This is a genomic window from Bradyrhizobium sp. YR681, from assembly GCF_000282615.1.
Classification (GTDB): Bacteria; Pseudomonadota; Alphaproteobacteria; order Rhizobiales; family Xanthobacteraceae; genus Bradyrhizobium.
Genome location: NZ_AKIY01000047.1, coordinates 1 through 22,170 on the forward strand (window position 1 = coordinate 1; position 22,170 = coordinate 22,170).

General features: G+C 66.1%; 19 protein-coding genes. 10 read left to right on the forward strand and 9 right to left on the reverse strand.

From position 1 onward, the window contains the following. Both ypfJ and moaB read left to right on the forward strand, forming a co-directional pair. Positions 1–844 (forward strand): KPN_02809 family neutral zinc metallopeptidase (gene ypfJ, locus PMI42_RS06630; RefSeq protein WP_008131823.1); only part of this gene is annotated, 844 nt, incomplete at its 5' end. A gap of 150 nt (positions 845–994) precedes the next feature. Then, complete coding sequence (gene moaB / locus PMI42_RS06635) at positions 995–1,558, forward strand: molybdenum cofactor biosynthesis protein B (RefSeq protein ID WP_008131825.1); 564 nt, start codon at positions 995–997, stop codon at positions 1,556–1,558. Between the two features lie 369 nt (positions 1,559–1,927). Here moaB and PMI42_RS06640 read toward each other — a convergent pair whose 3' ends face one another. Together PMI42_RS06640 and PMI42_RS06645 are read right to left on the reverse strand one after the other, a co-directional pair. Continuing rightward, positions 1,928–2,905, reverse strand: coding sequence for a bifunctional helix-turn-helix transcriptional regulator/GNAT family N-acetyltransferase (locus tag PMI42_RS06640; protein WP_008131827.1), 978 nt, complete (start codon positions 2,903–2,905; stop codon positions 1,928–1,930). 62 nt (positions 2,906–2,967) lie between these two features. Further along, the gene (locus PMI42_RS06645; RefSeq protein WP_008131829.1) at positions 2,968–3,543 is read right to left on the reverse strand and encodes a glycosyltransferase family protein; all 576 of its coding nucleotides are present in this window, start codon (positions 3,541–3,543) and stop codon (positions 2,968–2,970) included. 329 nt (positions 3,544–3,872) lie between these two features. Here PMI42_RS06645 and PMI42_RS06650 point away from each other — a divergent pair, with 329 nt between their 5' ends. Beyond that, positions 3,873–4,748 carry an RMD1 family protein gene (locus PMI42_RS06650; RefSeq protein ID WP_008131832.1) on the forward strand — a complete coding sequence of 292 codons (876 nt, stop codon included), beginning with the start codon at positions 3,873–3,875 and terminating at the stop codon, positions 4,746–4,748. 156 nt (positions 4,749–4,904) lie between these two features. Here PMI42_RS06650 and PMI42_RS06655 read toward each other — a convergent pair whose 3' ends face one another. Together PMI42_RS06655 and PMI42_RS06660 are read right to left on the reverse strand one after the other, a co-directional pair. After that, positions 4,905–6,095: an acetate/propionate family kinase gene (locus tag PMI42_RS06655; RefSeq protein WP_008131835.1), complete on the reverse strand. Its 1,191-nt coding sequence runs from the start codon at positions 6,093–6,095 to the stop codon at positions 4,905–4,907. Positions 6,096–6,099: 4 nt separating this feature from the next. Then, on the reverse strand, positions 6,100–8,487 hold the full coding sequence (locus tag PMI42_RS06660; RefSeq protein ID WP_008131837.1) for a phosphoketolase family protein: 2,388 nt from the start codon (positions 8,485–8,487) through the stop codon (positions 6,100–6,102). Between the two features lie 210 nt (positions 8,488–8,697). On the opposite strand from PMI42_RS06660, the gene PMI42_RS06665 reads away from it, so the two are divergent. From PMI42_RS06665 to PMI42_RS06680, 4 genes are all read left to right on the forward strand, one after another. Continuing rightward, the gene (locus PMI42_RS06665) at positions 8,698–9,861 is read left to right on the forward strand and encodes a PA0069 family radical SAM protein (protein ID WP_008131839.1); all 1,164 of its coding nucleotides are present in this window, start codon (positions 8,698–8,700) and stop codon (positions 9,859–9,861) included. A gap of 24 nt (positions 9,862–9,885) precedes the next feature. Next, complete coding sequence (locus PMI42_RS06670; protein WP_008131841.1) at positions 9,886–10,341, forward strand: VOC family protein; 456 nt, start codon at positions 9,886–9,888, stop codon at positions 10,339–10,341. Between the two features lie 78 nt (positions 10,342–10,419). Beyond that, complete coding sequence (rnhB, locus tag PMI42_RS06675; RefSeq protein WP_008131842.1) at positions 10,420–11,205, forward strand: ribonuclease HII; 786 nt, start codon at positions 10,420–10,422, stop codon at positions 11,203–11,205. A gap of 99 nt (positions 11,206–11,304) precedes the next feature. Further along, positions 11,305–12,813: a glycosyltransferase family 39 protein gene (locus PMI42_RS06680; RefSeq protein WP_008131843.1), complete on the forward strand. Its 1,509-nt coding sequence runs from the start codon at positions 11,305–11,307 to the stop codon at positions 12,811–12,813. Between the two features lie 126 nt (positions 12,814–12,939). Here the strand turns inward: PMI42_RS06680 and PMI42_RS06685 are convergent, their stop codons facing one another. After that, positions 12,940–13,749: a uracil-DNA glycosylase gene (locus PMI42_RS06685; RefSeq protein ID WP_008131844.1), complete on the reverse strand. Its 810-nt coding sequence runs from the start codon at positions 13,747–13,749 to the stop codon at positions 12,940–12,942. A gap of 137 nt (positions 13,750–13,886) precedes the next feature. Here PMI42_RS06685 and PMI42_RS06690 point away from each other — a divergent pair, with 137 nt between their 5' ends. The 3 genes from PMI42_RS06690 (at position 13,887) to PMI42_RS06700 (ending at position 18,579) form a co-directional block, all read left to right on the forward strand. After that, on the forward strand, positions 13,887–15,548 hold the full coding sequence (locus PMI42_RS06690) for an electron transfer flavoprotein-ubiquinone oxidoreductase (protein WP_008131845.1): 1,662 nt from the start codon (positions 13,887–13,889) through the stop codon (positions 15,546–15,548). Positions 15,549–15,872: 324 nt separating this feature from the next. Further along, positions 15,873–17,669 carry a tetratricopeptide repeat protein gene (locus tag PMI42_RS06695; RefSeq protein ID WP_008131846.1) on the forward strand — a complete coding sequence of 599 codons (1,797 nt, stop codon included), beginning with the start codon at positions 15,873–15,875 and terminating at the stop codon, positions 17,667–17,669. A 25-nt stretch (positions 17,670–17,694) separates the two neighbouring features. Continuing rightward, complete coding sequence (locus PMI42_RS06700) at positions 17,695–18,579, forward strand: 4-(cytidine 5'-diphospho)-2-C-methyl-D-erythritol kinase (protein WP_008131849.1); 885 nt, start codon at positions 17,695–17,697, stop codon at positions 18,577–18,579. A gap of 115 nt (positions 18,580–18,694) precedes the next feature. Here the strand turns inward: PMI42_RS06700 and PMI42_RS06705 are convergent, their stop codons facing one another. From PMI42_RS06705 to PMI42_RS06720, 4 genes are read right to left on the reverse strand one after another with little or no spacing between them, the layout of a single operon-like run. After that, positions 18,695–19,573 (reverse strand): alpha/beta fold hydrolase, encoded by an 879-nt coding sequence (locus PMI42_RS06705; RefSeq protein WP_008131850.1) that lies wholly within the window; start codon positions 19,571–19,573, stop codon positions 18,695–18,697. Beyond that, positions 19,566–20,198: a LysE family translocator gene (locus tag PMI42_RS06710; RefSeq protein ID WP_008131853.1), complete on the reverse strand. Its 633-nt coding sequence runs from the start codon at positions 20,196–20,198 to the stop codon at positions 19,566–19,568. The genes PMI42_RS06705 and PMI42_RS06710 overlap by 8 nt, the downstream gene beginning before the upstream one ends. Before the next feature lie 44 nt (positions 20,199–20,242). Continuing rightward, entirely contained in the window at positions 20,243–21,505 is a 1,263-nt protein-coding gene (gene fabF / locus PMI42_RS06715) for a beta-ketoacyl-ACP synthase II (RefSeq protein WP_008131854.1), read from the reverse strand. A 1-nt stretch (position 21,506) separates the two neighbouring features. Further along, positions 21,507–22,022, reverse strand: a complete 516-nt coding sequence (locus PMI42_RS06720; protein WP_008131856.1) for a winged helix-turn-helix transcriptional regulator — start codon at positions 22,020–22,022, stop codon at positions 21,507–21,509. Positions 22,023–22,170 lie beyond the last annotated feature (148 nt).

The window sequence follows — 22,170 nt, forward strand, 5'->3', positions numbered from 1 at the left end:
GATGGGCGGCGGCGGGCTCGGCATCGGCACCGTGATCGTGCTCGGCCTGATCGGCTATGCCTTCGGCATCGACCCGCGCATCCTGATCGGCGGCGCCGAGATCCTCACCGGCGGCGGCCAGGCCCCGAGCTACCAGACCGATCGCCAGTCGTCCCAAGCCAAGCGCGGCGCGCCGACCGACGAGATGGGAAGCATGATCTCCGGCATCCTCGGCGAGATCGACGACCGCTGGAGCGAGATCTTCCAGGCCAGCGGCCAGTCCTACACGGGTCCGAAGGTCGTCTTGTTCCGCAACGTCACCAATGGCGGCCGCTGCGGCAGGGCGGAGTCGGCGATGGGGCCGTTCTATTGCCCGCCCGACAAGACCATCTTCCTCGACACCGGTTTCTTCCGCGAGGTCGAGACGCGTTTCCGTGGCTGCTCCGGCAAGTCGGCGTGCGATTTCACCACCGCCTACATCATCGCGCACGAGGCTGGCCATCACATCCAGAATCTGCTCGGCATCATTCCGCGCGTGACGCGGATGCAGCAGCAGGCCGGCAGCAAGGCCGAGGCCAACGCGCTTCAGGTCAAGGTCGAGTTGCAGGCCGACTGCCTGTCCGGCGTCTGGGTCAACCGCGAGGCGAAGAAGCGTCCGAACTTCCTCGAGCCCGGCGACATCGACGCCGCGCTGACCACGGCGAGTGCGATCGGCGACGACACGCTGCAACGCCAGGCCACGGGCCGCGTCGTCCCCGATTCCTTCACCCACGGCTCGGCCGCGCAGCGCAAGCAATGGTTCATGACCGGCTATCAGCAGGGCTCGGTGCAGGCCTGCAACACGTTCGGCAGCGGGGCGTTGTAGCGACGGTCTCGTGCCCCGGACGCAGCGCAGCACCAAGTGGTGCGGCTGCATAGCCGGCGCCCACAAACCGGTCCCGCCGGGCGTCATAATGGGTCCCGGCGCTGCACCGCTTCGCGCGGCATCGCGTCCGGGACACGAGAGGAAAGAGCAGTGGCCTCCATCGACGAAACCAAACAGTTCATTCCGCTCAACATCGCGGTGCTCACGGTGTCCGACACGCGTGCGCTTGCCGACGACAAGTCCGGCCAGACGCTTGCCGATCGCCTCACCGCGGCGGGCCATCATCTCGCCGCGCGCGAGATCGTCACCGACGATGTCGAGGCGATCCGCGCCGTAATCCGCCGCTGGATTGCAGATGACGGCGTCGACGTCGTCATCACCACCGGCGGCACCGGTTTTACCGGGCGCGACGTCACGCCGGAGGCGATCGAGCCGCTGTTCGAGAAGCGCATGGACGGTTTCTCGATCGCGTTCCACTTGCTGAGCCACGCCAAGATCGGCACGTCGACGATCCAGAGCCGCGCCACCGCGGGCGTTGCGGGCGCGACCTACATCTTCTGCCTGCCGGGCTCCCCCGGCGCCTGCCGTGACGGCTGGGACGGCATTTTGGCCGCCCAGCTCGACTACCGCACGCGCCCTTGCAATTTCGTCGAGATCATGTCGCGGCTGGACGAGCATCTGCGACGGCCGAAGGCGCAGGGCGCGACGGTGTGAGGGAGGACGCTGAGAATCTTTCTTCTCTTCCCCCTCATGTCCGCCGAAGCCTTGGCGAAGGCGGATGTGGCAGAAAGTGGCGCGAAGCGCCGGATGAGGGGTATCTTTCCGCACGGAGTGCTCGGAGACGTACCCCTCACCCAAGTGAGTCTGTGTTTACCAGCAGCGCTGCCCTCTCCCGCAAGGGGCGAGGGCACAGCAATGCGCATCGTGCCCGCTGCGCCAGTGACTACCTCTTCCGTCTAAGCGAGCTCCACACCATCAGCCACATATGCCGGCACGCCTCGGCGTGCAGCCGTCGCGCGCGGCGCTTGTAGAGGTCAACGAGCTCTCCGGTGATGCGGTACGTGGAATCTTGCGGCGAGAGCATCACAGATCGCGCTCCCATGTCTCGCCGATCAGGTTCTGGCCAAAGCTGCGATGTGGCTCGGTTGCGACCAGCTTGAAGCCCGCGTCCTGATAGATTTTCCGTGCAGCGACCAGATTGCTCTGTGTCCACAGCGTCATCCGCCGATAGCCGCAGGCCCGTGCGAAGGAGACGCATTCGGCGACCAGCCGTTGTCCGAGGCCCTGTCCGCGTGCGGCCGGATCCAGGATCAGCAGCCGCAGTTTTGCGAGATCGTCGCCGCCCTTCACCAGAAACACCGAGCCGACCGGGCGGCCCTCGATGTCGGCGATCCAGCACCGCTCGCGCGAGGCGTCGTAGGAGGTCATGTATTTGGCGACGATCTCGGCGACCAGCGCCTCGAAGCCGGAGTCGAAACCGTATTCGCTGGCATAGAGCGCGCCGTGGCTCTGCACCACCCAGCCCATGTCGCCGGGCCGGGGCTCGCGCAGGATCGCCCGCGGCGACGGCGCGCGCGGCATCGCGAGCAATCGCTCGATCGTCTCCATCGAACCGGTGAGACGCTTACGATCTTCCTCCGGCAGGGGTCGCAGCATCGCGGCGACGTCGTCCTGCGACGAACGTTCGAGCTTGGCAAAGGCCTGGCGGCCCTTTGCCGTCAGGCCCAACTGATACTGTCGGCGGTCGCTCGGCAGCGGCTTGCGCACGATCAGGCCGCTCTCGTCGAAATTCTGCACGATGCGGCTGAGATAGCCGGCGTCGAGGCCGAGGATGATGCCGATCTCCTTGGCCGATTGCTCGCCACCATGGACGAGCTCGTAGAGCACGCGCGCCTCGCTCAGCGAGAACGGGCTCTTCAGCAGGTGCTGGTCAAGCACGCCGAGCTTTTGGGTGTAGAAGCGGCTGAAGGCGCGAACCGCCTGGACCTGGTCGTCAGCGACCTGTTCGGTCGAAGACGGGCCGGATCGCGAAGCGCTGGATGACGAAAGGGTTGATGCCATGGGTCACCTCGATACTTGCCATTGTCAAACAATTATTTGACTCTGGCAAGTATTAGATAGCCTCAGCCGACCATGACGATCCGGCTGCGCAGCATGGTCCGGGACGAGCGGCCGAGCCGCCGCAACAGCCGCGCCTCGGAACGACGGGCCTGGGGCGGGTAGCCGCCGATCCGGTCGTAATGATCACGCGCGATCAAAAGTCCCTGATCGCCCAGCGGGCCGACCAGTTTGCGCGCCACGGCCCGGAGGACGTCGCGGAGCCCGGTATCGGCGTAGGGCGAGCGTGCATAACGGAACACTGCCGCGCGATCGCGACCGCTGGTCGCGACGCTCTGGATGAACTGGGTGGTTTCCTCGATCCAGCCGGTCTCCAGCACCGCGCCTGCGGGGAGAAACATCAGCCAGGGCGAACGGGCCTGAAGCGCGCCGGCGGCGAGCGCCGCGCCCTGCGAGGATCCCTCGTAGCCGACGAAACGGCAGCCTGCGACGTCGGCAACGCGCTCGATGACGCCGTTGCGGGTGCCGTCGATCAGCAGCACTTCCTTGATGATGCCCGCGGCAGCGCCAGGTACCAGTGCGGCCAGAGTGGCGACTGCCGTCTGCTCGACGCCTTCGGTCGGGATGATGACGCTCAGCATGATTGAGGCTTCGGTGTCTGCACTTCGGGAGAAGCGTAGTTCGTTATGATCTTGTCATAAACACGCGGCGGCGCCGAGAGCAACTTTTCGGCGGGGCTTCAGTGTTCGATGGTAAACTGGCGGAGCCATCGCATCCAAATATGTCCCGCACGGGGTGACAATGTTGCCGAATATTTCGGCGTCATGTCGCCGCGTCGGTATTAATCCGGGGTTCTTCCCGATATTGCGCGCCGCGCAGGCAGAGCGCAATCCTCCAGGCGGAGGATGCGAGCGGAACGAGGCCCGGAAACGGGAAAAGCATGCAATCCACGGGGCGACGAGAGCTTGCCATGAACGCCGATCAACTCGCTGTTAGTCCGCCGCCAACATCGCCCAAGCCGGATATCAAGACGGATATCAAGCCGGATGCCAGGCCGGACGTCGCGCCGACCTTGCGGATCCGCGCGCTGATGCTGGGCGACCGCATCAACGCGTCCAGCCTGGAGCTCGGCACGCTGGTGTCCTCGACGCCGGCCGCCTTCCGCGTCCATGCCGGCCTTGCCGTGATTTTCCGTTACGGCGTCGTGGTGCTGATCGGCCTGCTTCCTTCGGAGGAAAAGGTGCTGATCGACGGCCTGAAGCCACGCGTGATCGGCGAGCTCAGTCCCTACGAGGAAGAAATTGCGCAGGCGCAGCTCTGCAAGGATGAAAGCTCCGAGGCAATCCAGCCGGGCGGGCCGATCTGCCTCGCCAAATTCTCCGACGACCGGCTGCTGCTGGTCGCTGACGCGCTCGCCAAGAGCACGTCGCTGGCCCGCGACGAGCGGCGTGTCGCCGCCGTGTTCGACGTCATCGAGCCCTTCGCACGCGAGCTCGCCGAGCACGGCCGCACGCCGCGCCGGCGCAAGGGCATCCTGCGACTGATCGGTAACGCGCTTCTGGTCCAGCAGCGCGTTGCCGGCCGCGTTGCGGTGGCCGAGAAGCCCGACGTGCTCTGGGAGAAGCCCGAGCTTGATCGTCTCTACGCCCGTCTCGAGGACGAGTACGAATTGAAGGAGCGTCTCGACACGCTCGAGCGCAAGCTCGCCGCGGTGTCCGAGACCGCCAACGCCCTGACCGACATCATCGACACCCAGCGCTCGTTGCGTCTCGAAATCGCCGTCGTGGTGCTGATCGTGATCGAGGTCGCGATCGGATGCTTTCAGATCTGGTCGGGGATTCACTGACAGTGAGCTGCGCCTTACTGCGCCCTCGAATCGTAGGGTGGGCAAAGGCGCACTTGCGCCGTGCCCACCAGATAGAGGTGGTGGGCACGCTTCCGCCTTCGCTCTTTGAGCTACGGCGGACAAGTCGCTTTGCCCACCCTACGATACCGAGTTCTCTCAACTGCGATGGTCTTGCCGCAATACAGCCGCGCAATGCCGCGCGATCGTCAGTTCCTCGTTTGTTGGAATGACAAACACTTCGACGGCACTATCGCCGCCATTGATGCGCTCGCGGGCCTCTTCATTGGCAGTCACATCGATACGCACACCGAGCCACGCAAGACGCTCGCCGATCGCACCGCGGATTTCGCCGGCATGCTCGCCGATGCCGCCGGTGAACACCAGGCAGTCCAGCCCGTCGATCGTCGTCGCCATCATCGCGATTTGCTGCGCCGCGCGGAGGACGAACAGCTCCACAGCCTCACGCGCCGCAGTCTCGCTGCTCGCGAGCAGCGTCCGCATGTCCGCGGAGATACCGGAGACGCCGAGCAGGCCTGACTGGTGATAGAGCAGATGCTGGACGTTCTCGATGCTCATCCCCTCATGCTGCTGCAGATAGAGCAGCAGGCCGGGATCGATGGTGCCGCTTCGCGTGCCCATCACGAGGCCGTCGAGCGGCGTCAGCCCCATCGTGGTGTCGACGCTGCGGCCATTGCGCAAGCCGCACAGGCTCGCGCCATTGCCGAGATGGGCGATGACGGTGCGCTTGGCGGCAGACTCCGGTGCGATCTCGGCGAGACGCCCAGCGACATATTCGAACGACAGCCCGTGAAAGCCGTAGCGCCGGATGCCGCGCTCTTCAAAGCGCCTCGGTATGGCGAAACGGTTCGCTGGCGGCGCGAGGCTGCGGTGGAAGGCCGTGTCGAAACAGGCGATCTGCGTCAGCGCGGGCCGGATCGCTTTGATGGTGCGGACCGGCGCCAGGCAGCGCGGCTGGTGCAGTGGCGCCAGCGGCGTCAGCGCCTCCAGTTTTGCGGTGACTTCGTCCGTCAGCACAACCGGGCCCGAATAATCCCGCCCGCCGTGAACGATGCGATGGCCGACGGCGCGCAGGCTGCCCGCGCCAAAGCGGTCCTCGATGAAGCCGAGCACGTCGGCGAACAGATGATCGCCGTCCGCATCCGGCGATTCCCTCCGCTTGTCGAATAGCTCTTCGCCCGCTGGGCTCTTCACGACCAGCCGCGGCTTGTCCTCATGCTCGTCGAGCAGGCCCTTGCAGAGCAGCACAGGCTCGGCCGCCGCGAACAGGCCGAACTTGATGCTTGACGAGCCCGCATTGAGGACGAGAACCATGTCGGACGCCGGCATCGGCTCACCCCGTCTTGCCCGGCCAGACCCAGTCGCGGATGTCAGGCATGTCCTCGCCGTGCTCGCGGATGTAACGCGAATGTTCGATCAGCTTGTCGCGGAATTGCTGCTTCACCCGCGCGGCCCTGGTCGCAAGACCCGGCACGCGTTCGATCGCCTCGATCGCGAGGTGATAGCGGTCGAGCCCGTTGATCACGACCATGTCGAACGGTGTCGTCGTGGTGCCTTCCTCGGCAAAGCCGCGCACATGCATTCCGGCATGGTTGGTGCGGTTATAGGTGAGACGGTGAATGAGATACGGATAGCCGTGATAGGCGAAGACGACGGGCTTGTCCGACGTGAACAGGCTGTCGAAGTCGCGATCGGACAGGCCATGCGGGTGCTGGTCCTGCGGTTGCAGCGTCATGAGGTCGACGACGTTGACGACGCGGATCTTCAGGTCCGGCAGCGCCTTGCGCAGCAGGTCGACGGCAGCGAGCGTCTCCAGCGTTGGCACGTCGCCGGCGCAGGCCATCACCACGTCGGGCTCTTGTCCTGCGTCCTCGCTGCCGGCCCAGCTCCAGATGCCGATGCCGGCATCGCAATGCGTGGCGGCGTCCTGCATCGACAGCCATTGCGGCGCCGGCTGCTTGCCGGCGACGATGACGTTGATGCGGTCATAGGTGCGCAGGCAGTGGTCGGCGATCCACAGCAGCGTGTTGGCATCCGGCGGGAAGTAGATGCGGACGATATCGGCCTTCTTGTTGGCGACGAGATCGACGAAGCCGGGGTCCTGATGGCTGAAGCCGTTATGGTCCTGGCGCCAGACATGCGAGGTCAGCAGATAATTGAGCGAGGCGATCGGGCGCCGCCACGGCAGGTGCCGCGTCACCTTCAGCCATTTGGCGTGCTGGTTGAACATGGAATCCACGATGTGGATGAAGGCCTCGTAGCACGAGAAGAAGCCGTGGCGGCCGGTGAGCAGATAGCCCTCCAGCCAGCCCTGGCAGAGATGCTCGCTCAAGACTTCCATGACGCGGCCGTCCTGCGCGAGGTGCACGTCGTAAGGTTCGATCGGCTCCATCCAGACCCGTTCGGTCTCCTCGAACACCGCATCCAGCCGATTTGACGCGGTCTCGTCCGGGCCCATGATGCGGAAATTGCGCTCCTGCGCGTTGAGGCGGATGACGTCGCGCAGGAATTTGCCGAGCTCGCGCGTTGCTTCGTCGGTGACGCCGCCGGGCTGCGGCACGTCCAGCGCAAAGCCGCGGAAGTCCGGCAGCTTCAGCTCCTTCTTGAGCAAGCCGCCATTGGCATGCGGATTGGCGCCCATGCGCCTGTTGCCTTCGGGCGCGAGCGCCTGAAGCTCCGCAATGAGCGCGCCGCTCGGGTCGAACAGCTTCTCCGGCTCGTAGCTGCGCATCCAGTCTTCAAGAATTTTCAGGTGCGCCGGATTTTCGCGGCAGCTCGCAACGGGCACCTGATGCGCGCGCCAAAAACCTTCGACCTTCTTGCCGTCGACCTCTTTCGGGCCGGTCCAGCCCTTGGGGCTGCGCAGCACGATCATTGGCCAGCGCGGCCGTTCGACCGACTTGCGCCCGTCGCGGGCGTGCTGCTGGATCGAGCGGATGCTGGCGAGCGCGACATCGAGCGCATCCGCCATGGCCTGGTGCATCAATTTGGGATCGTCGCCCTCGACGAACAGCGGCTCGTGGCCGAAGCCGCGAAACAGGTCGCGGATCTCGCTGTCGGGCATCCGCCCGAGCACGGTTGGGTTGGCGATCTTGTAGCCGTTGAGATGCAGGATCGGCAGCACCGCGCCGTCATAAGCGGGGTTGAGGAACTTGTTGGAGTGCCAGGAGGCCGCGAGCGGGCCGGTCTCGGCCTCGCCGTCGCCGACGACGCAGGCGACGATCAGGTCGGGATTGTCGAATGCCGCGCCATAGGCGTGCACCAGCGCATAGCCGAGTTCGCCGCCCTCGTGGATCGAGCCCGGCGTCTCCGGCGCCGCATGGCTCGGAATGCCGCCGGGGAAGGAGAACTGCCGGAACAGTTTTCGCAGCCCGTCCGCATCGCGCGCGATATCGGGATAGATCTCGCTGTAGCTGCCTTCCAGATAAGTGTTGGCGACCATGCCTGGTCCGCCATGGCCGGGGCCGCAGACATAGAGCACGCTCAGATCCTGCGCGCGGATCACGCGGTTGAGATGGGCATAAATGAAGTTCAGCCCGGGTGTCGTGCCCCAATGGCCGAGCAAACGCGGCTTGATATGCTCGGGCCGCAAGGGCTCGCGCAGCAGCGGGTTGTCCAGCAGATAGATCTGCCCGACGGAGAGGTAGTTGGCGGCGCGCCAATAGCGATCGAGCAGATCGAGGTCGCTGCGCGCTGCGGCCGATTGTTGTTGATTTGTCATGTTCCTGCCGACCTTCACCCGGGATCGTCACCAACTGAGTTCCAGCACGATCGATCCTTGGGAGGATCAAACGGGATCGCGGTGACAGCGGTGTTGCGAGAGGTCAAAGGCGGGCGCGCGAAGTTTGGGCAGCTCTACTGTGCATGGGGTTGTTTTCACGTTTTTTGTTTGTGTTCTTGATTTGTTCCTTCGACGTGCTATCTTGGCTTCATGAGTCCAGCATCCTCTCATGCTCTCAAGCACCCGCCGGTCACGGCGCCCTCCGAGCCGGCGGGTGCGCCTTCTGACTTCCCTGAGCTGGCGGTCGCCATCGACCGCCAGCGCAGGCGAGGCCGGGGCGCTCAGTCCAATGCCAGTGGCCGCTTCGAGGCCGAGGCGCGCGTCGCTTTCGACGACGGCTGGCAGAGCCTGGAAGACCTGCCGCCGTTCAAGACCACGGTCGCGGTCGACACCTCGCGCAAGGTAATCACCCGCAACGATTCCCCCGACATCGGCTTCGACCGCTCGATCAATCCCTATCGCGGCTGCGAGCACGGCTGCGTCTATTGCTTCGCGCGGCCGACGCATGCGTATCTCGGCCTGTCGCCGGGGCTCGACTTCGAGTCAAAGCTGTTCGTGAAGCCCGATGCGCCCGCGCTGCTCGAGAAGGAGCTGGCCGTGCCCGGCTACGAGCCGCGGATGATCGCGATCGGCACCAACACCGATCCCTATCAACCGATCGAGCGCGAGCGCAAGATCATGCGCGGGATTCTGGAGGTGCTGGAGCGCACCGGCCATCCCGTCGGCATCGTCACCAAATCGGCGCTGGTCGTGCGCGACATCGACATCCTTGCGCGGATGGCCAAGCGCAACCTCGCCAAGGTCGGGATCTCCGTCACCTCGCTCGACCCGAAGCTGGCGCGCACGATGGAGCCGCGGGCCTCGACGCCGCCGAAGCGGCTGGAGGCGCTCAAGCAGCTCTCGGAGGCCGGCATTCCCACCACGGTCATGGTCGCGCCCGTCATCCCCGCGCTGAACGATTCCGAGATCGAGCGCATTCTCGATGCCGCAGCCCATGCCGGCGTCAAGGAAGCCTCCTACGTGCTGCTGCGGCTGCCGCTGGAGGTGCGCGATCTCTTCCGCGAATGGCTGATGGCGAATTATCCGGACCGCTACCGCCACGTCTTCACGCTGATCCGCGACATGCGCGGCGGTCGTGACTACGACGCGAAATGGGGCGAGCGGATGAAGGGCATCGGCCCGATGGCCTGGACCATCGGCCGCCGCTTCGAGATCGCCTGCGACCGGCTCGGGCTGAACAAGCGGCGCTCCAAGCTGACGACGGATCATTTTGCGCGGCCAAAGCGGAACGGCGATCAGCTCAGCCTGTTCTGATCGGGGAAATGGAAGAGGTGTAGCATGAGTCAGCAACTCCCAGCCCCGGTGCCGCGGCTCACCGTTATCACGCTCGGCGTGAGCGACATCCGCACCAGCATCGCCTTTTACGATGCATTGTGCTTCTCGCGTCGCCTGAAGGCGACCGGCGAGGCCGTCGCGTTCTACGAGACCGGCGGTCCGGTGCTCGCTCTGTATCCCTGGGATCAGCTCGCGGCGGACGCGGCCTTGCCGGATCAGCCAAGGCCGACGGCCTTTCGCGGCATCACGCTCGCCTGGAACTGCCGGACACGGGAGGAGGTCGATGCGGTGCTGGCGTTTGCCCTCGGCAAGGGCGCGAAGCTGCTGAAGGCGGCGCATGAAACCGACTACGGCGGCTATTCCGGCTATTTCGCCGATCCCGACGGCCATCCCTGGGAGGTCGTGGTCGCCCCCGGCATCGACGTCGGCGACGACCGGCGGGTGCATCTGGCGGAGTAGGGCGAAGTGGCCTGAATAACGGGAATTGCGGTTGGTTCCCGGTTGCGCTGGCCGGGCCGCTTGCGCACGATCCCGGCCATGATTCGAGACAAGTCCGCCAAAAAGTCGGCCAAAGACCTGCCTGAGAAGGCTGCTGCGAAGAAGGCCGCGCCCGCCAAGGCGAGCTTTCGCCGCGAGCGCGTGCTGATCAAGCGCGGCATCTGGCCGATCGCGGGCTGCGACGAGGCCGGCCGCGGGCCGCTCGCCGGCCCCGTGGTGGCGGCCGCCGTGATTCTCGACCCCGACCGCATCCCGCGCGGCATCGATGATTCCAAGCGCCTGACGGCCGAGGAGCGCGAGAAGCTCTTCGACAGGATCTGCGCCACCGCGCAGGTCTCGGTCGCCGTCGCCTCGCCCGCACGGATCGACCGCGACAACATCCTGCGCGCCTCGCTCTGGGCGCTGAAGCGCGCCGTGGTAGCGCTGCCCGAGCAGCCCCGCCACGTCTTCGTCGATGGCCGCGACCGGCTCGACACGGCTTGCGACTGCGAGGCCGTGATCGGCGGCGACGGCATCGTGCTGTCGATCGCGGCGGCCTCGATCGTCGCGAAGGTGACCCGCGACCGCCTGATGTGCGCACTGGCGCAGGATTGCCCCGGTTACGGCTTCGAGCAGCACAAGGGCTACGGCGTTCCTGAGCATCTCGACGCACTGAGCCGCCTCGGTCCCACTATCCACCACCGCAGCTTCTTCGCCCCGGTCGCGGCGGCGCGGGCCAAGCACATGCCCTGGACGGTCGAGCCGGTGCAGGACCTGTTCGCGGTGGCCGAGGTCGAGGCGCAGGTGGAAGCGGCCGTCGAAATCGATGCTTCCGCGACTCTCTAGGGCAGACTGCCGTTGCCACGACGCGTAGCGCCCTTTATCAAAACAGACGTGAGCGAATAGGGCCGGCTGGACGGGTTGGCTGCATCTTTCGGGCGTTGCATGCGGTTTACCTCCCTGGTCATCGAGCTCATTCGCGCCCGGCCGCGGCTGATCGTGTGGATCGCCGTGCTGCTCCAGGCCGCGATGTGGCTGTTCGTGGCGCTGGTGTTCTACCGCAGCCCGCCCGGCACGCTGGCGACCCTGCTGGCGTTCGGCAGGGAATACCAGGTCGGGACCGATCTCGGCCCGCCCTTGCCGGTCTGGCTTGCCGACATCGCCTATCGCGCCGCCGGCGGCCACATGTTCGGCGTCTATGTGCTGGCCGAGCTGTGCGGGATCGCGACCTTCATCACGCTCTATCATCTCGCCCGCGCCGTGGTCGGCTCGCAGCAGGCGGTGCTCGCCGTGCTGCTGACGATGACGGTGCTGGCCTTCTCCTCGCCCGCGCTCGATTTCGGTCCCCTGGTGCTGGCCCGGCCGCTCTGGGCGCTGCTGCTGTTGCATTCCTGGCAGATCATCGGCCAGCGCCGCGGCAATGCCTGGTTCGCCTGGTCGATCGAAGCGGGCCTGCTCTTGCTCACCACGCCCGCGGCGATCTTCCTGCTGCTGCTGATCGTCGTCTTCGCGATTTCGACCGCCGGCGGCCGCCGCACGCTGCGGGCGCTCGACCCGCTGTTCGCGCTGATCGTCGTCGCCGTGCTGGCGCTGCCCTATGCGGTCTGGCTGATGCGGGCCGAGACCTTCGTCATGCCGCCTTTGCCTGAGGTCGCCGAACTGAGCGCCCGCGCCATCCACGCGGCCTGGCTGCTCGGCGGGCTCGTGCTCGGGGCTGCCGCGATCCCGGCGCTGACCTTCCTCAACACCGGCCTGTTCGTCGCCAAGGGCGAGGAGGCGCCGATCATCTATCGCCCGCCGGTCGAACCGCTCGCCCGCAACTTCGTCTATTTCTTCGCGCTGGCACCTGCGCTCGGTGCTGTGCTGATCTCGGCCGTGTTCGGACTCGATGCCGTCGTCGGCGGCGCCGGTGTCGTGCTGATGATGTCGGGCCTCGCCGTGGTCGTGGTGGCCGGCGACCTCATCGCGATGCGCCGCGCGCGGATGCTGCGCATGGTGTGGGCCGCCGCCGTCGTGGCGCCCGCCGCGGGCGTCGTGCTGGCCGTCCTGTTCCTGCCCTGGACCGGCGCCAACGAGATCGCGACCTCGATGCCGGCGCGCGCGATCTCGGATTTCTTCGACGAGAGCTTTGCCCGCCGCACCAATCACCGGCTGCGCGCGGTCGCCGGCGAGACCCAGCTTGCCAGCCTGATCACGCTGCATTCGGGCCGGCCGCATCTGTTCATCGATGCCCAGCCCGCGCGGACGCCGTGGATCAACCCGGCCAAATTCAGCGAGACCGGCGGCGTCGTGGTCTGGCGTGCCTCTGATACCGCCGGCACGCCGCCGCCGGAAATCCTCGCGCGCTTTCCCGGCATCGTGCCGGAAGTGCCGCGTGCCTTCGAATGGCTGGTGACCGGCCGCCAGCAACTCCTGCGCATTGGCTGGGCCATCGTGCGGCCGAAGGGGACGTGAAGGCGCGCACGCTCTTTCCGTCGTCATTGCGAGCGCAGCGAAGCAATCCAGAATCCCTCCACGGAAATAGCCTGGATTGCTTCGTCGCTTCGCTCCTCGCAATGACGCAGAGGGAGCGTGCGCCCCTTACGCGCCCGCCAGCACCTTCGCGATCGCGCGCAGATCCTGCCAGGCCAGCCGCTTGTAGGACGGCGAGCGCAGCAGATAGGCCGGATGGAACGTCGCCAGCGCGCGGATGGTGCGCTGGCCGGTCTCGTATTCGAACCATCGCCCGCGGGTGCGCATGATGCCTTCGCGTGTCGAGAGCAGCGTCTGCGTCGAGGGATTGCCGAGCGTCACCAGCACGTCCGGATTCACCAGCTCGATCTGGCGCTGGATGAAGGGCAGGCAGATCTGCGTCTCCTGCGGCGTCGGCGTGCGATTGCCGGGCGGCCGCCAGGGAATGACGTTGGCGATGTAGGCGGTGGTGCGGTTGAGGCCGATCGCGCCGATCATGAGGTCGAGCAGCTTGCCGCTGCGCCCGACGAAGGGCAGTCCCTCGATGTCCTCGTCGCGCCCCGGCGCCTCGCCGACGAACATGATGCGCGCCTGCGGATTGCCGTCGGCGAATACCAGCCGCGTCGCGGTATGCTTCAGCGCGCAGCCTTCGAAGTTCTGCATCAGCTCGCGCAAGGCCTCGAGCGTCGGCGCGGTGCGCGCAGCCTCGCGCGCCGAGGCAATCGCGACGTCGGGCGCGGGTGCGGCCTCGCCGCGCATCACCGTGGGCGCAGCGACAGGCCGCGCTGCCTCGACCGACGGTGCCACGCGCGGGGCCGGCGGCGGGGCGTCCAATTCCGCCAGGCGGTCGAGCGGTTCCTCCGTCAGCGCGCAATCGACACCGGCCTCCAGATAGAAGGCGAGAAGCTCTCGGACGGTGGGTGCGGGTTCGGGGATCATTTGGAAAGTCAGACTTTTATATCACTTTGAGGCGCCTTGCATCCCAGCGAAACGCATTTCCGAGGTTGTCCTACCCGGAAAAATCGGAAACAAGAGGGCGCAATCGACCCAAGGACCGTCTCAAGGGCTGAGATCAGATGAGCACCGAAGAACTTCCCCCGCGCGAATCCATGGAATTCGACGTCGTCATCGTCGGCGCCGGCCCCTCGGGCCTGGCCGCGGCGATCCGGCTGAAGCAGCTCAACGCCGATCTCAACGTCGTCGTGGTGGAGAAGGGCTCCGAGGTCGGTGCGCATATTCTCTCCGGCGCCGTGATCGATCCGGCCGGGCTCGACAAGCTCGTTCCGGACTGGCGCGAGGATTCCGACTGCCCTCTCAAGACGCAGGTCAAGGACGATCGCTTCTACTGGATGACCGCCGGCGGCGCGATCAAGCTGCCGGGCTTCATGATGCCGCCGATGATGGACAACCATCACTGCTATATCGGCTCGCTCGGCAACGTCTGCCGCTGGCTGGCGCGCAAAGCCGAGGCGCTTGGCGTCGAGATCTATCCGGGCTTTGCCGCTGCCGAGGTGCTCTATGACGAGCAGGGCGCGGTGAAGGGTATCGCCACCGGCGACATGGGCATCGGCCGCGACGGCAAGCCGAAGGACTCCTTTACCCGCGGCATGGAATTGCTCGGCAAGTACACGCTGTTTGCCGAAGGCGCGCGCGGCAGCCTGACCAAGCAGCTGATCGCGAAGTTCGCGCTGGATTCGAACAGCGAGCCGGCGAAGTTCGGCATCGGCCTGAAGGAAGTCTGGCAGATCGATCCCGCCAAACACCAGAAGGGCATGATCCAGCATTCGTTCGGCTGGCCCCTCGATTTGAAGACCGGCGGCGGCTCGTTCCTCTATCACTACGACGATAATCTCGTCGCCGTCGGCTTCGTCGTGCATCTGAACTACGACGATCCGTATCTGTCGCCGTTCGACGAATTCCAGCGCTTCAAAACCCATCCCTCGATCCGCGGCACCTTCGAAGGCGCCAAGCGGCTCGCTTATGGTGCGCGCGCCATCACCGAGGGCGGCTATCAGTCGGTGCCGAAGCTCACCTTCCCTGGCGGCGCGCTGGTCGGCTGCGCGGCCGGCTTCGTCAACGTGCCGCGCATCAAGGGTGTGCACAACGCGATGGGCACCGGCATGCTGGCTGCCGAGCATGTCGCAGCGGCGCTCGCGGCCGATCGCGCCAATGACGAGATCATCGACTACGAGAACGCGTGGCGCTCCTCGCCGGTCGGCAAGGATCTGTTCCTGGTCCGCAACGTCAAGCCGCTGTGGTCGAAGTTCGGTACCGTGCTCGGGGTCGCGCTCGGCGGCTTCGACATGTGGTTCAACACGCTGTTCGGTACCTCGCTGTTCGGCACCCAGTCGCACGCCAAGCCGGATCGTTCGACGCTCGATCCCGCCAAGACCCATGCGCCCAAGAACTACCCGAAGCCCGACGGCAAGATCTCGTTCGACAAGCTGTCCTCGGTGTTCCTGTCCAACACCAATCATGAAGAGGATCAGCCGGTCCATCTCCGGGTTGCCGACATGAACCTGCAGAAGACCTCCGAGCACGACGTGTTCGCCGGTCCCTCGAATCGCTATTGCCCGGCCGGCGTCTATGAGTGGGTCGAGGAGGGGGCGGGACCGCGCTACCAGATCAACGCCCAGAACTGCGTCCACTGCAAAACCTGCGACGTGAAGGACCCCAACGGCAACATCACCTGGGTTCCCCCGGAGGGCGGCGGCGGCCCGAATTACGAGGCGATGTAAGCCGGCGGCTGGACCAACGAGATCAAGCGGGGCCTGTGTGACGCGCCCCCCGGCATTGTACGCACGTTCGCGTGAGGACCGCCCCGGGGGAGCGGTCCGCGGCCACGATAAGGCCATACTGGCGGCGTCTTGGACGCTCTCTTGGGGCGCTGTCGGCCGATTTGGGGCGTGCGGAGGAGATCACATGCCCGAATCCTTGCGGTGAAGCGCCAAAAGCGGCATTGTCGGCCCGACGGTTCCGGGTCCCCATGCCACCGGCCGCGTTCGCATGCGATGCGGCCTTCTGCTGCAAACCCAGGCACTACCAACTCAAGGCGAGCCCTGATGTTCTCAAATCGTTTCAACCGCTGGACTGTTGCCGCCATCGCCCTCATGGGCACAGCGATCGCGACGGTCCCCGGCGCGGTCCTGGCGCAGACGCCGGACCATCCGTCCGACACGGCGGCGCAGTTTCCGACCCGAAACGATCTGAAGTCGCTCACCACCGCCGGCAGCTATCTCGCCGCCCGCCACGCCAGCGTCGAGCGCGACGCGACCTCGGCCGCCGCCTTCTATCGCTCGGCGCTTCGCACCGACCCGAAGAACAACGAGCTGCTCGACCGCGCCTTCATCTCCTCGGTCGCCGATGGCGACATCGACGAGGCGGTCAAGCTCGCAGAGCGTATCCTCACCATCGACAAGACCAACCGGGTCGCTCGTCTCGTCGTCGGCGTGCATGATCTGAAGTTCAAGAAATACGCAACCGCGCAGACCAACATCAACCAGTCGATCCGCGGTCCGATCACCGATCTCGTCGCGACGCTGCTGTCGGGCTGGGCTGCCTATGGCGCCGGCGATGCCAAGGGCGGCGTTGCCACCATCGACAAGCTCGCCGGTCCCGAATGGTATCCGCTGTTCAAGGACCTTCACGCCGGCATGATCCTCGAACTCTCCGGCAAGGAGAAGGACGCCGGTACCCGCTTCGAGCGCGCCTACAAGCTCGACGATTCCATGCTGCGTGTGACCGAGGCTTATGCGCGCTGGCTGTCCCGCAACAAGGACTCCGCGGCCGCGACCAATGTCTACCAGGCGTTCGACAAGAAGCTCGCCCGCCATCCGCTGATCGTGGAAGGCCTGCGCGACACCAAGGCCGGCAAGAAGCTGCCGCCGCTGGTCGACTCCGCGCAAGCCGGCGCAGCCGAAGCGCTCTACGGCATCGGCGCCACGCTGACCCGCCGCGGCGGCGAGGATCTGGCGCTGGTCTATCTCCAGCTCTCGCTCTACCTTCAGCCGACCCATCCGCTGGCGTTGCTCTCGCTCGCCGATCTCTATGAATCGGTGAAGCGGCCGCAGATGGCGATCAAGGTCTATGAGCGCGTGCCCGCGACCTCGCCGCTCAAGCGCAATGCGCAGATCCAGCTCGCCATCGATCTCGACACGGCCGATCGCACTGAAGACGCGATCAAGATCCTCAAGGGCGTCACCACGGACGATGCCAAGGATCTCGAAGCCATCATGGCGCTCGGCAATATCGAGCGCGGTCGCAAGCGGTTCGGCGATTGCGGCGCGACCTATTCCCGAGGCATCGACGTGCTGCCGGCCGGCAACGACAAGGCCAACAGCGTCTGGTACTATTATCGCGGCATCTGCGAGGAACGCTCCAAGGAATGGAGCAAGGCCGAGGCCGACATGAAGAAGGCGCTTGAGCTCCAGCCCGACCAGCCGCATGTCCTCAACTACCTCGGCTATTCCTGGATCGACCAGGGCGTCAATCTCGACGAAGGCATGAAGATGATCAAGCGCGCCGTCGAGCAGCGTCCCGACGACGGCTATATCGTCGACTCCCTCGGCTGGGCCTATTACCGCATCGGCAATTACGAGGAGGCGGTGAAGAACCTCGAGCGCGCGATCGACCTCAAGCCCGAGGATCCCACCATCAACGATCACCTTGGCGACGCCTATTGGCGCGTCGGCCGCACGCTGGAAGCCAAGTTCCAGTGGGCCCATGCCCGCGATCTCAAGCCCGAGCCGGATGAGCTTCCGAAGATCGAGGCCAAGATCGCCAACGGGATGACCGACGACAATTCGAACTCTTCGGCCGCGCAGGCGGACAAGAAGAAGGACGACGGCAAGGGCGGCTGAGAGTGCGTTTGGGGGCTGATCGCCGATGCCGGCGTTGATTGAAGAAGGGCGCGCGAAGGTCAATCTGAGCCTTCGCGTCGTCGGCCGTCGTGCCGACGGTTATCATGATCTCGAAAGCGTGGTCGCGTTTGCCGACTGCGCCGATCGGCTGACGCTGGAGCCGGGCGGCGAGCTGAAGCTCGCCACCACCGGGCCGCTGGCCGCGGCCTGCGGCGATGCTGCCGACAATCTCGTGTTCAAGGCCGCCAAGCTTCTGGCCGAAGCCGTGCCGAACCTGAAGCTCGGCGCCTTCGCGCTCGACAAGGTGCTTCCCGTTGCCGCCGGTATCGGCGGCGGCTCGGCGGACGCTGCGGCGGCATTGCGGCTGCTGGCGCGTCTCAACAATCTGTCGCTCGACGATCCACGCCTGCAGAAGGTTGCGCTCGCGACCGGCGCGGACGTGCCGGTGTGCCTGTTCTCGCGCGCCTGCGACATGACCGGCGTCGGCGAGCAATTGTTGCCTTTGGCGCTGCCGAGCATGCCCTGCGTGATGGTCAATCCGCGCGTGCCCGTTGCCACCAAGGACGTGTTCAGGGAGCTCGGCCTGCGCAACGGCGAGCTGCTGGTCGGCGCCACCTCGGTCCTCGAAGCTCCGGCCTGGCCGGAGGCGGGCGGGTCGATCGTCGATTGGGTCGACGTTCTCGAAAACGTCCCCAACGATCTCGAAGCACCCGCGCTCCGGATCGAGCCTGTGATCGGCGAGGTGCTGGAGGCCTTGCGCGACTCCGCCGGCGTCAAGCTCGCCCGCATGTCCGGCTCGGGCGCGACCTGCTTTGCGATCTACGGCGCGCCGACCGAGGCCCATGCCGCAGCCGAAAGAATCCGGCGCGACCACTCCGGCTGGTGGGTGCATGCGGGAACGTTGAGCTAGGTATTTCCGCGGTGACACTGCCGTAGCCTGGATGGAGCGCAGCGCAATCCGGGTTCTTGCGCGACGCTGCGGCGGTCCGGATTACGCTGCGCTCCATCCGGGCTAAGATTCGGAGCTAACCGGTGCCGTCCTCGGCCAGCCCGAGAAACCGCCGGATCTCACCCAACACCTGCTGCGGCTTGTCGTGTTGAAGCCAGTGTCCGGCTCCGGCGATGGTCTCGACGCGCGCCTGCGGGAAGTAGCGCTCCAGGCCCGCTCCCCTGGCGCCCGCCAGAAAGCTTTCACCTGCGTTCAGCAGCAGCGTCGGGCAGGTGATGCGCGACCACAGCGCGACGTGATCGTCCGGCCACAGCCGGTGCGGCGCAGAGGCGCGCTGGTAGGGATCGAACTTCCAGCTGTAGGTCCCGTCCTCGTTCCGCCGCGTGCCGTGCGTGGCAAGATGCAGCGCGAGGTCGCGGGCGAGTCGCTTGTTGTGAAGCACCATCTGCGCGGCGGCGTCTTCGAGGGTCGCATAGCGGCGCGGCGTGCGGTCGTGCAACCTGTCGAGCTGGCTGACCCATTTGCCGATGCGCTCATGTGTCGGCGCCTTGGGGCTGTCCGGCAACATGGTGACGCCGTCGAGGACGACGAGCCTCGTGACCCGCTCGGGGAATGACCCCGAAAAGATCAGGCTCACCATGCCGCCCATGGAATGACCGATCAGAGTGACTTGCGGCGCTCCGATAACGCGGAGGAGCTGGGCGAGGTCGTAGACATATTCGGTCAGCGCGTAGCTGCCGCCGCGGGTCCAGTCGGAATCGCCGTGGCCGCGCAAATCAGGCGCGATCACGTGGAAATGCGGTTGCAGCGACCGGGCGATGGCGTCCCAGCTCCGGCAATGATCGCGGCCGCCATGGACCAGGATCAGCGGCGGTGCGCTCTCATTGCCCCAATCGGCGTAATGCAGCCGCAGGCCGTGCGACTCATAGAAGCGGCTTTGCGGGGCGCTAGCCATTGGCCGGCCGCCGCGCCAGTGCGAGCGAGAGGCCGAGGCTGGCGATGAAGACGCCCGAGCCCTGGGTGAGACGCCGCATCAGCTGCGGCCTTCCGATCAGATGCCTTCGCGTCGCCGATGCCATCAGCACCACGACGACGTCGGCGAGCGTGTTCAGCGCCACCGAGATCGCCCCTAACACGATGAACTGCAGCGTGGGGCTTGAGCCTGCGGGATCGAGGAACTGTGGAATGAAGGCGAGGAAGAACGCAGCGGTTTTCGGGTTCAATGCCTCGACCAGCACGCCGTCGCGGAATGCGCGCCTGTCGCCGACGGGCTCGCTGTCGAGCGACAGCGCGCGGCCGGCGCTGCGAAACGTCTTGATGCCGAGCCAGACCAGATAGAGCGCGCCGACGAATTTCACCGCGGCGAACAGCTCCGCGCTGGCAAGAATGATCGCGGAGATGCCGAGGCTGCCGGCGACGACATGGACCAGCCCGCCCAGCGCCGTGCCTGCCGTCGATGCAAAGCCGCTCGCGCGTCCCTCAGACAACGTCCGTGCCGCGACGTAGAAAATACCGGGGCCGGGAACGGCAGCGATGAGACACGCAGCGGTCAGGAACAGCCAGAAATTGGTTTCGGTCATCCTGCTTTGGTAGCGATGCGTGGGGCGATTGCAAGCCCTTGCGTCTAGCCCATCCGGCGGAAGATCGCGCTGGCATTCACCCCGCCGAAGCCGAAACCGTTGGAGATGGCGTGCTGCATCGGCATCGGCCGTGCGTGGCCCGAGACGATGTCGATGCCGTCAGCGCCCGCGTCGGGGTTTTCGAGATTGAGCGTCGGCGGCGCGATCTGGTCGCGCAGCGCGAGGATGGTGAAGATCGCCTCCAGCCCGCCGGCGGCGCCGAGCAGATGGCCAGTGGCCGATTTGGTCGCGCTCACGGCGATGCTGCGGTTGCGGCCGAACAGCGCGCCGATGGCGCCAAGCTCGCTCTCGTCGCCGGCCGGCGTCGATGTCGCATGCGCGTTCAGATGCTGCAAATCCGTGGGCGCGAGGCCTGCCTGCCGCAGCGCGATCTCCATGGCGCGGCGTGCACCGTCGCCATCGGGCGGTCCCGACGTCATGTGGTAGGCGTCCGCGGTGGTGCCGTATCCGACGATCTCCGCGATCGGCGTCGCGCCCCGTGCCAGCGCATGCTCGAGTTCCTCGATCACCAGAATGCCGGCACCTTCGCCCATGACGAAACCGTCGCGGTCGCGATCGAACGGGCGCGAGGCCCGCGCTGGCTCGTCGTTGAATCCGCTCGACAGTGCGCGTGCGGCCGCAAAGCCGCCGAGGCTGACGATGTCGATGCAGGCTTCCGCGCCGCCGCAGATTGCAACGTCCGCCTCGCCCGCGCGGATCATGCGTGCGGCATCGCCGATCGCCTGGACGCTGGCGGCGCAGGCGGTGACCGGCGTTCCCAGTGGCCCCTTGTAGCCGTGCTTGATCGAGACGTGGCCGGCGGCGAGATTGGCGAGGAATGAAGGGATCGTGAACGGCGAAAGCCGCCGTACGCCGCGCTGCTCGGTGATGCGCACCGCTTCCGCCATCGCCGGAAAGCCGCCGACGCCGGAGGCGATGATCGTTGCGGTCCGTTCCAGCGCGTTCGGGTCCTGCGGTGCCCATCCGGCTTGCGCGACCGCCTCTGCGGTGGCGAGCAGCGCGAACAGGATGAAGCGGTCCATCTTGCGCTGGTCTTTTGCTGCGGCGGCCTGCGCCGGATCGAAGCCGCCGTCGGCATCATCGGCCTTGTCGGGCACGAGGCCGGCGATGCGCGCGGGAAGCGCCTGCGACCATTCTGGCAGGGGACGCAGCCCGCTTTGGCCGGCGAGCAGCCGGCGCCACGAGAGTTCGACACCACAGGCGAGCGGCGACACCGCGCCCATTCCGGTCACGACGATACGACGCATGTCAGTCTCCAGCCGGCGCAACGGCCGGGTTCATGGCCTTGAGCGAAGTGAGCCGTTTGCGCATCACGCGGCTGGCGCGCGGCCCCGCGATGATGACCGCGTTGGCGAGCGTGATCGGCTGCTTGTCGGTGGCATCGACCACGACCGGATCGAACGGACGGCGATCAGCGCGGCTCGCCAGCAGGATGGCTTCGCCCTTCGGCGCGAGATGCTTGTTGCCGAAGGCCAGCAGTGCTGCGACCACGGGAAAGAAATCCCGCGCCTTGTCCGTCAGCACATATTCGTAGCGTGGCGGGCGTTCATGATAGCGGCGGCGAACGAACATGCCGCTCGCGGTGAGATGGGCGAGCCGCCGCGACAGAATGTTCGGTGCGATGCCGAGGTTTTGCGAGAACTCGTCGAACTTCGTCGCCCCCTGGAACGCATCCCGTAGGATCAAGATGCTCCACCATTCGCCGACCGTCTCCACGGCGCGGCCGACCGGGCATTCCTGGATCGAGGGGGATTTGGGCTGCATGGCGGCAAGGTAGGATAGTGACTTGCAAAATGCAAGCGACTGGCTGTCAGGAAACCTGTACAGGGTGGAGCGAGCGCAAGCGGTTGCCGCGAATGAGGTTGCTAGTTGGCGAACGATGGCCCGGCGCCATGCTCCGTCATTGCGAGCG

Bases quoted from the DNA above. Each gene is read 5' to 3' on its own strand.
- PMI42_RS06700 (WP_008131849.1), top strand. From the start codon at position 17,695: ATGCCGGCGTTGATTGAAGAAGGGCGCGCGAAGGTCAATCTGAGCCTT.
- PMI42_RS06660 (WP_008131837.1), bottom strand. From the start codon at position 8,487: ATGACAAATCAACAACAATCGGCCGCAGCGCGCAGCGACCTCGATCTG.
- PMI42_RS06680 (WP_008131843.1), top strand. From the start codon at position 11,305: ATGCGGTTTACCTCCCTGGTCATCGAGCTCATTCGCGCCCGGCCGCGG.
- PMI42_RS06720 (WP_008131856.1), bottom strand. From the start codon at position 22,022: ATGCAGCCCAAATCCCCCTCGATCCAGGAATGCCCGGTCGGCCGCGCC.
- PMI42_RS06665 (WP_008131839.1), top strand. From the start codon at position 8,698: ATGAGTCCAGCATCCTCTCATGCTCTCAAGCACCCGCCGGTCACGGCG.
- PMI42_RS06655 (WP_008131835.1), bottom strand. From the start codon at position 6,095: ATGCCGGCGTCCGACATGGTTCTCGTCCTCAATGCGGGCTCGTCAAGC.
- PMI42_RS06705 (WP_008131850.1), bottom strand. From the start codon at position 19,573: ATGGCTAGCGCCCCGCAAAGCCGCTTCTATGAGTCGCACGGCCTGCGG.
- PMI42_RS06690 (WP_008131845.1), top strand. From the start codon at position 13,887: ATGAGCACCGAAGAACTTCCCCCGCGCGAATCCATGGAATTCGACGTC.
- PMI42_RS06650 (WP_008131832.1), top strand. From the start codon at position 3,873: ATGAACGCCGATCAACTCGCTGTTAGTCCGCCGCCAACATCGCCCAAG.
- PMI42_RS06710 (WP_008131853.1), bottom strand. From the start codon at position 20,198: ATGACCGAAACCAATTTCTGGCTGTTCCTGACCGCTGCGTGTCTCATC.
- PMI42_RS06670 (WP_008131841.1), top strand. From the start codon at position 9,886: ATGAGTCAGCAACTCCCAGCCCCGGTGCCGCGGCTCACCGTTATCACG.
- PMI42_RS06640 (WP_008131827.1), bottom strand. From the start codon at position 2,905: ATGGCATCAACCCTTTCGTCATCCAGCGCTTCGCGATCCGGCCCGTCT.
- fabF (WP_008131854.1), bottom strand. From the start codon at position 21,505: ATGCGTCGTATCGTCGTGACCGGAATGGGCGCGGTGTCGCCGCTCGCC.
- rnhB (WP_008131842.1), top strand. From the start codon at position 10,420: ATGATTCGAGACAAGTCCGCCAAAAAGTCGGCCAAAGACCTGCCTGAG.
- PMI42_RS06645 (WP_008131829.1), bottom strand. From the start codon at position 3,543: ATGCTGAGCGTCATCATCCCGACCGAAGGCGTCGAGCAGACGGCAGTC.
- PMI42_RS06695 (WP_008131846.1), top strand. From the start codon at position 15,873: ATGTTCTCAAATCGTTTCAACCGCTGGACTGTTGCCGCCATCGCCCTC.
- PMI42_RS06685 (WP_008131844.1), bottom strand. From the start codon at position 13,749: ATGATCCCCGAACCCGCACCCACCGTCCGAGAGCTTCTCGCCTTCTAT.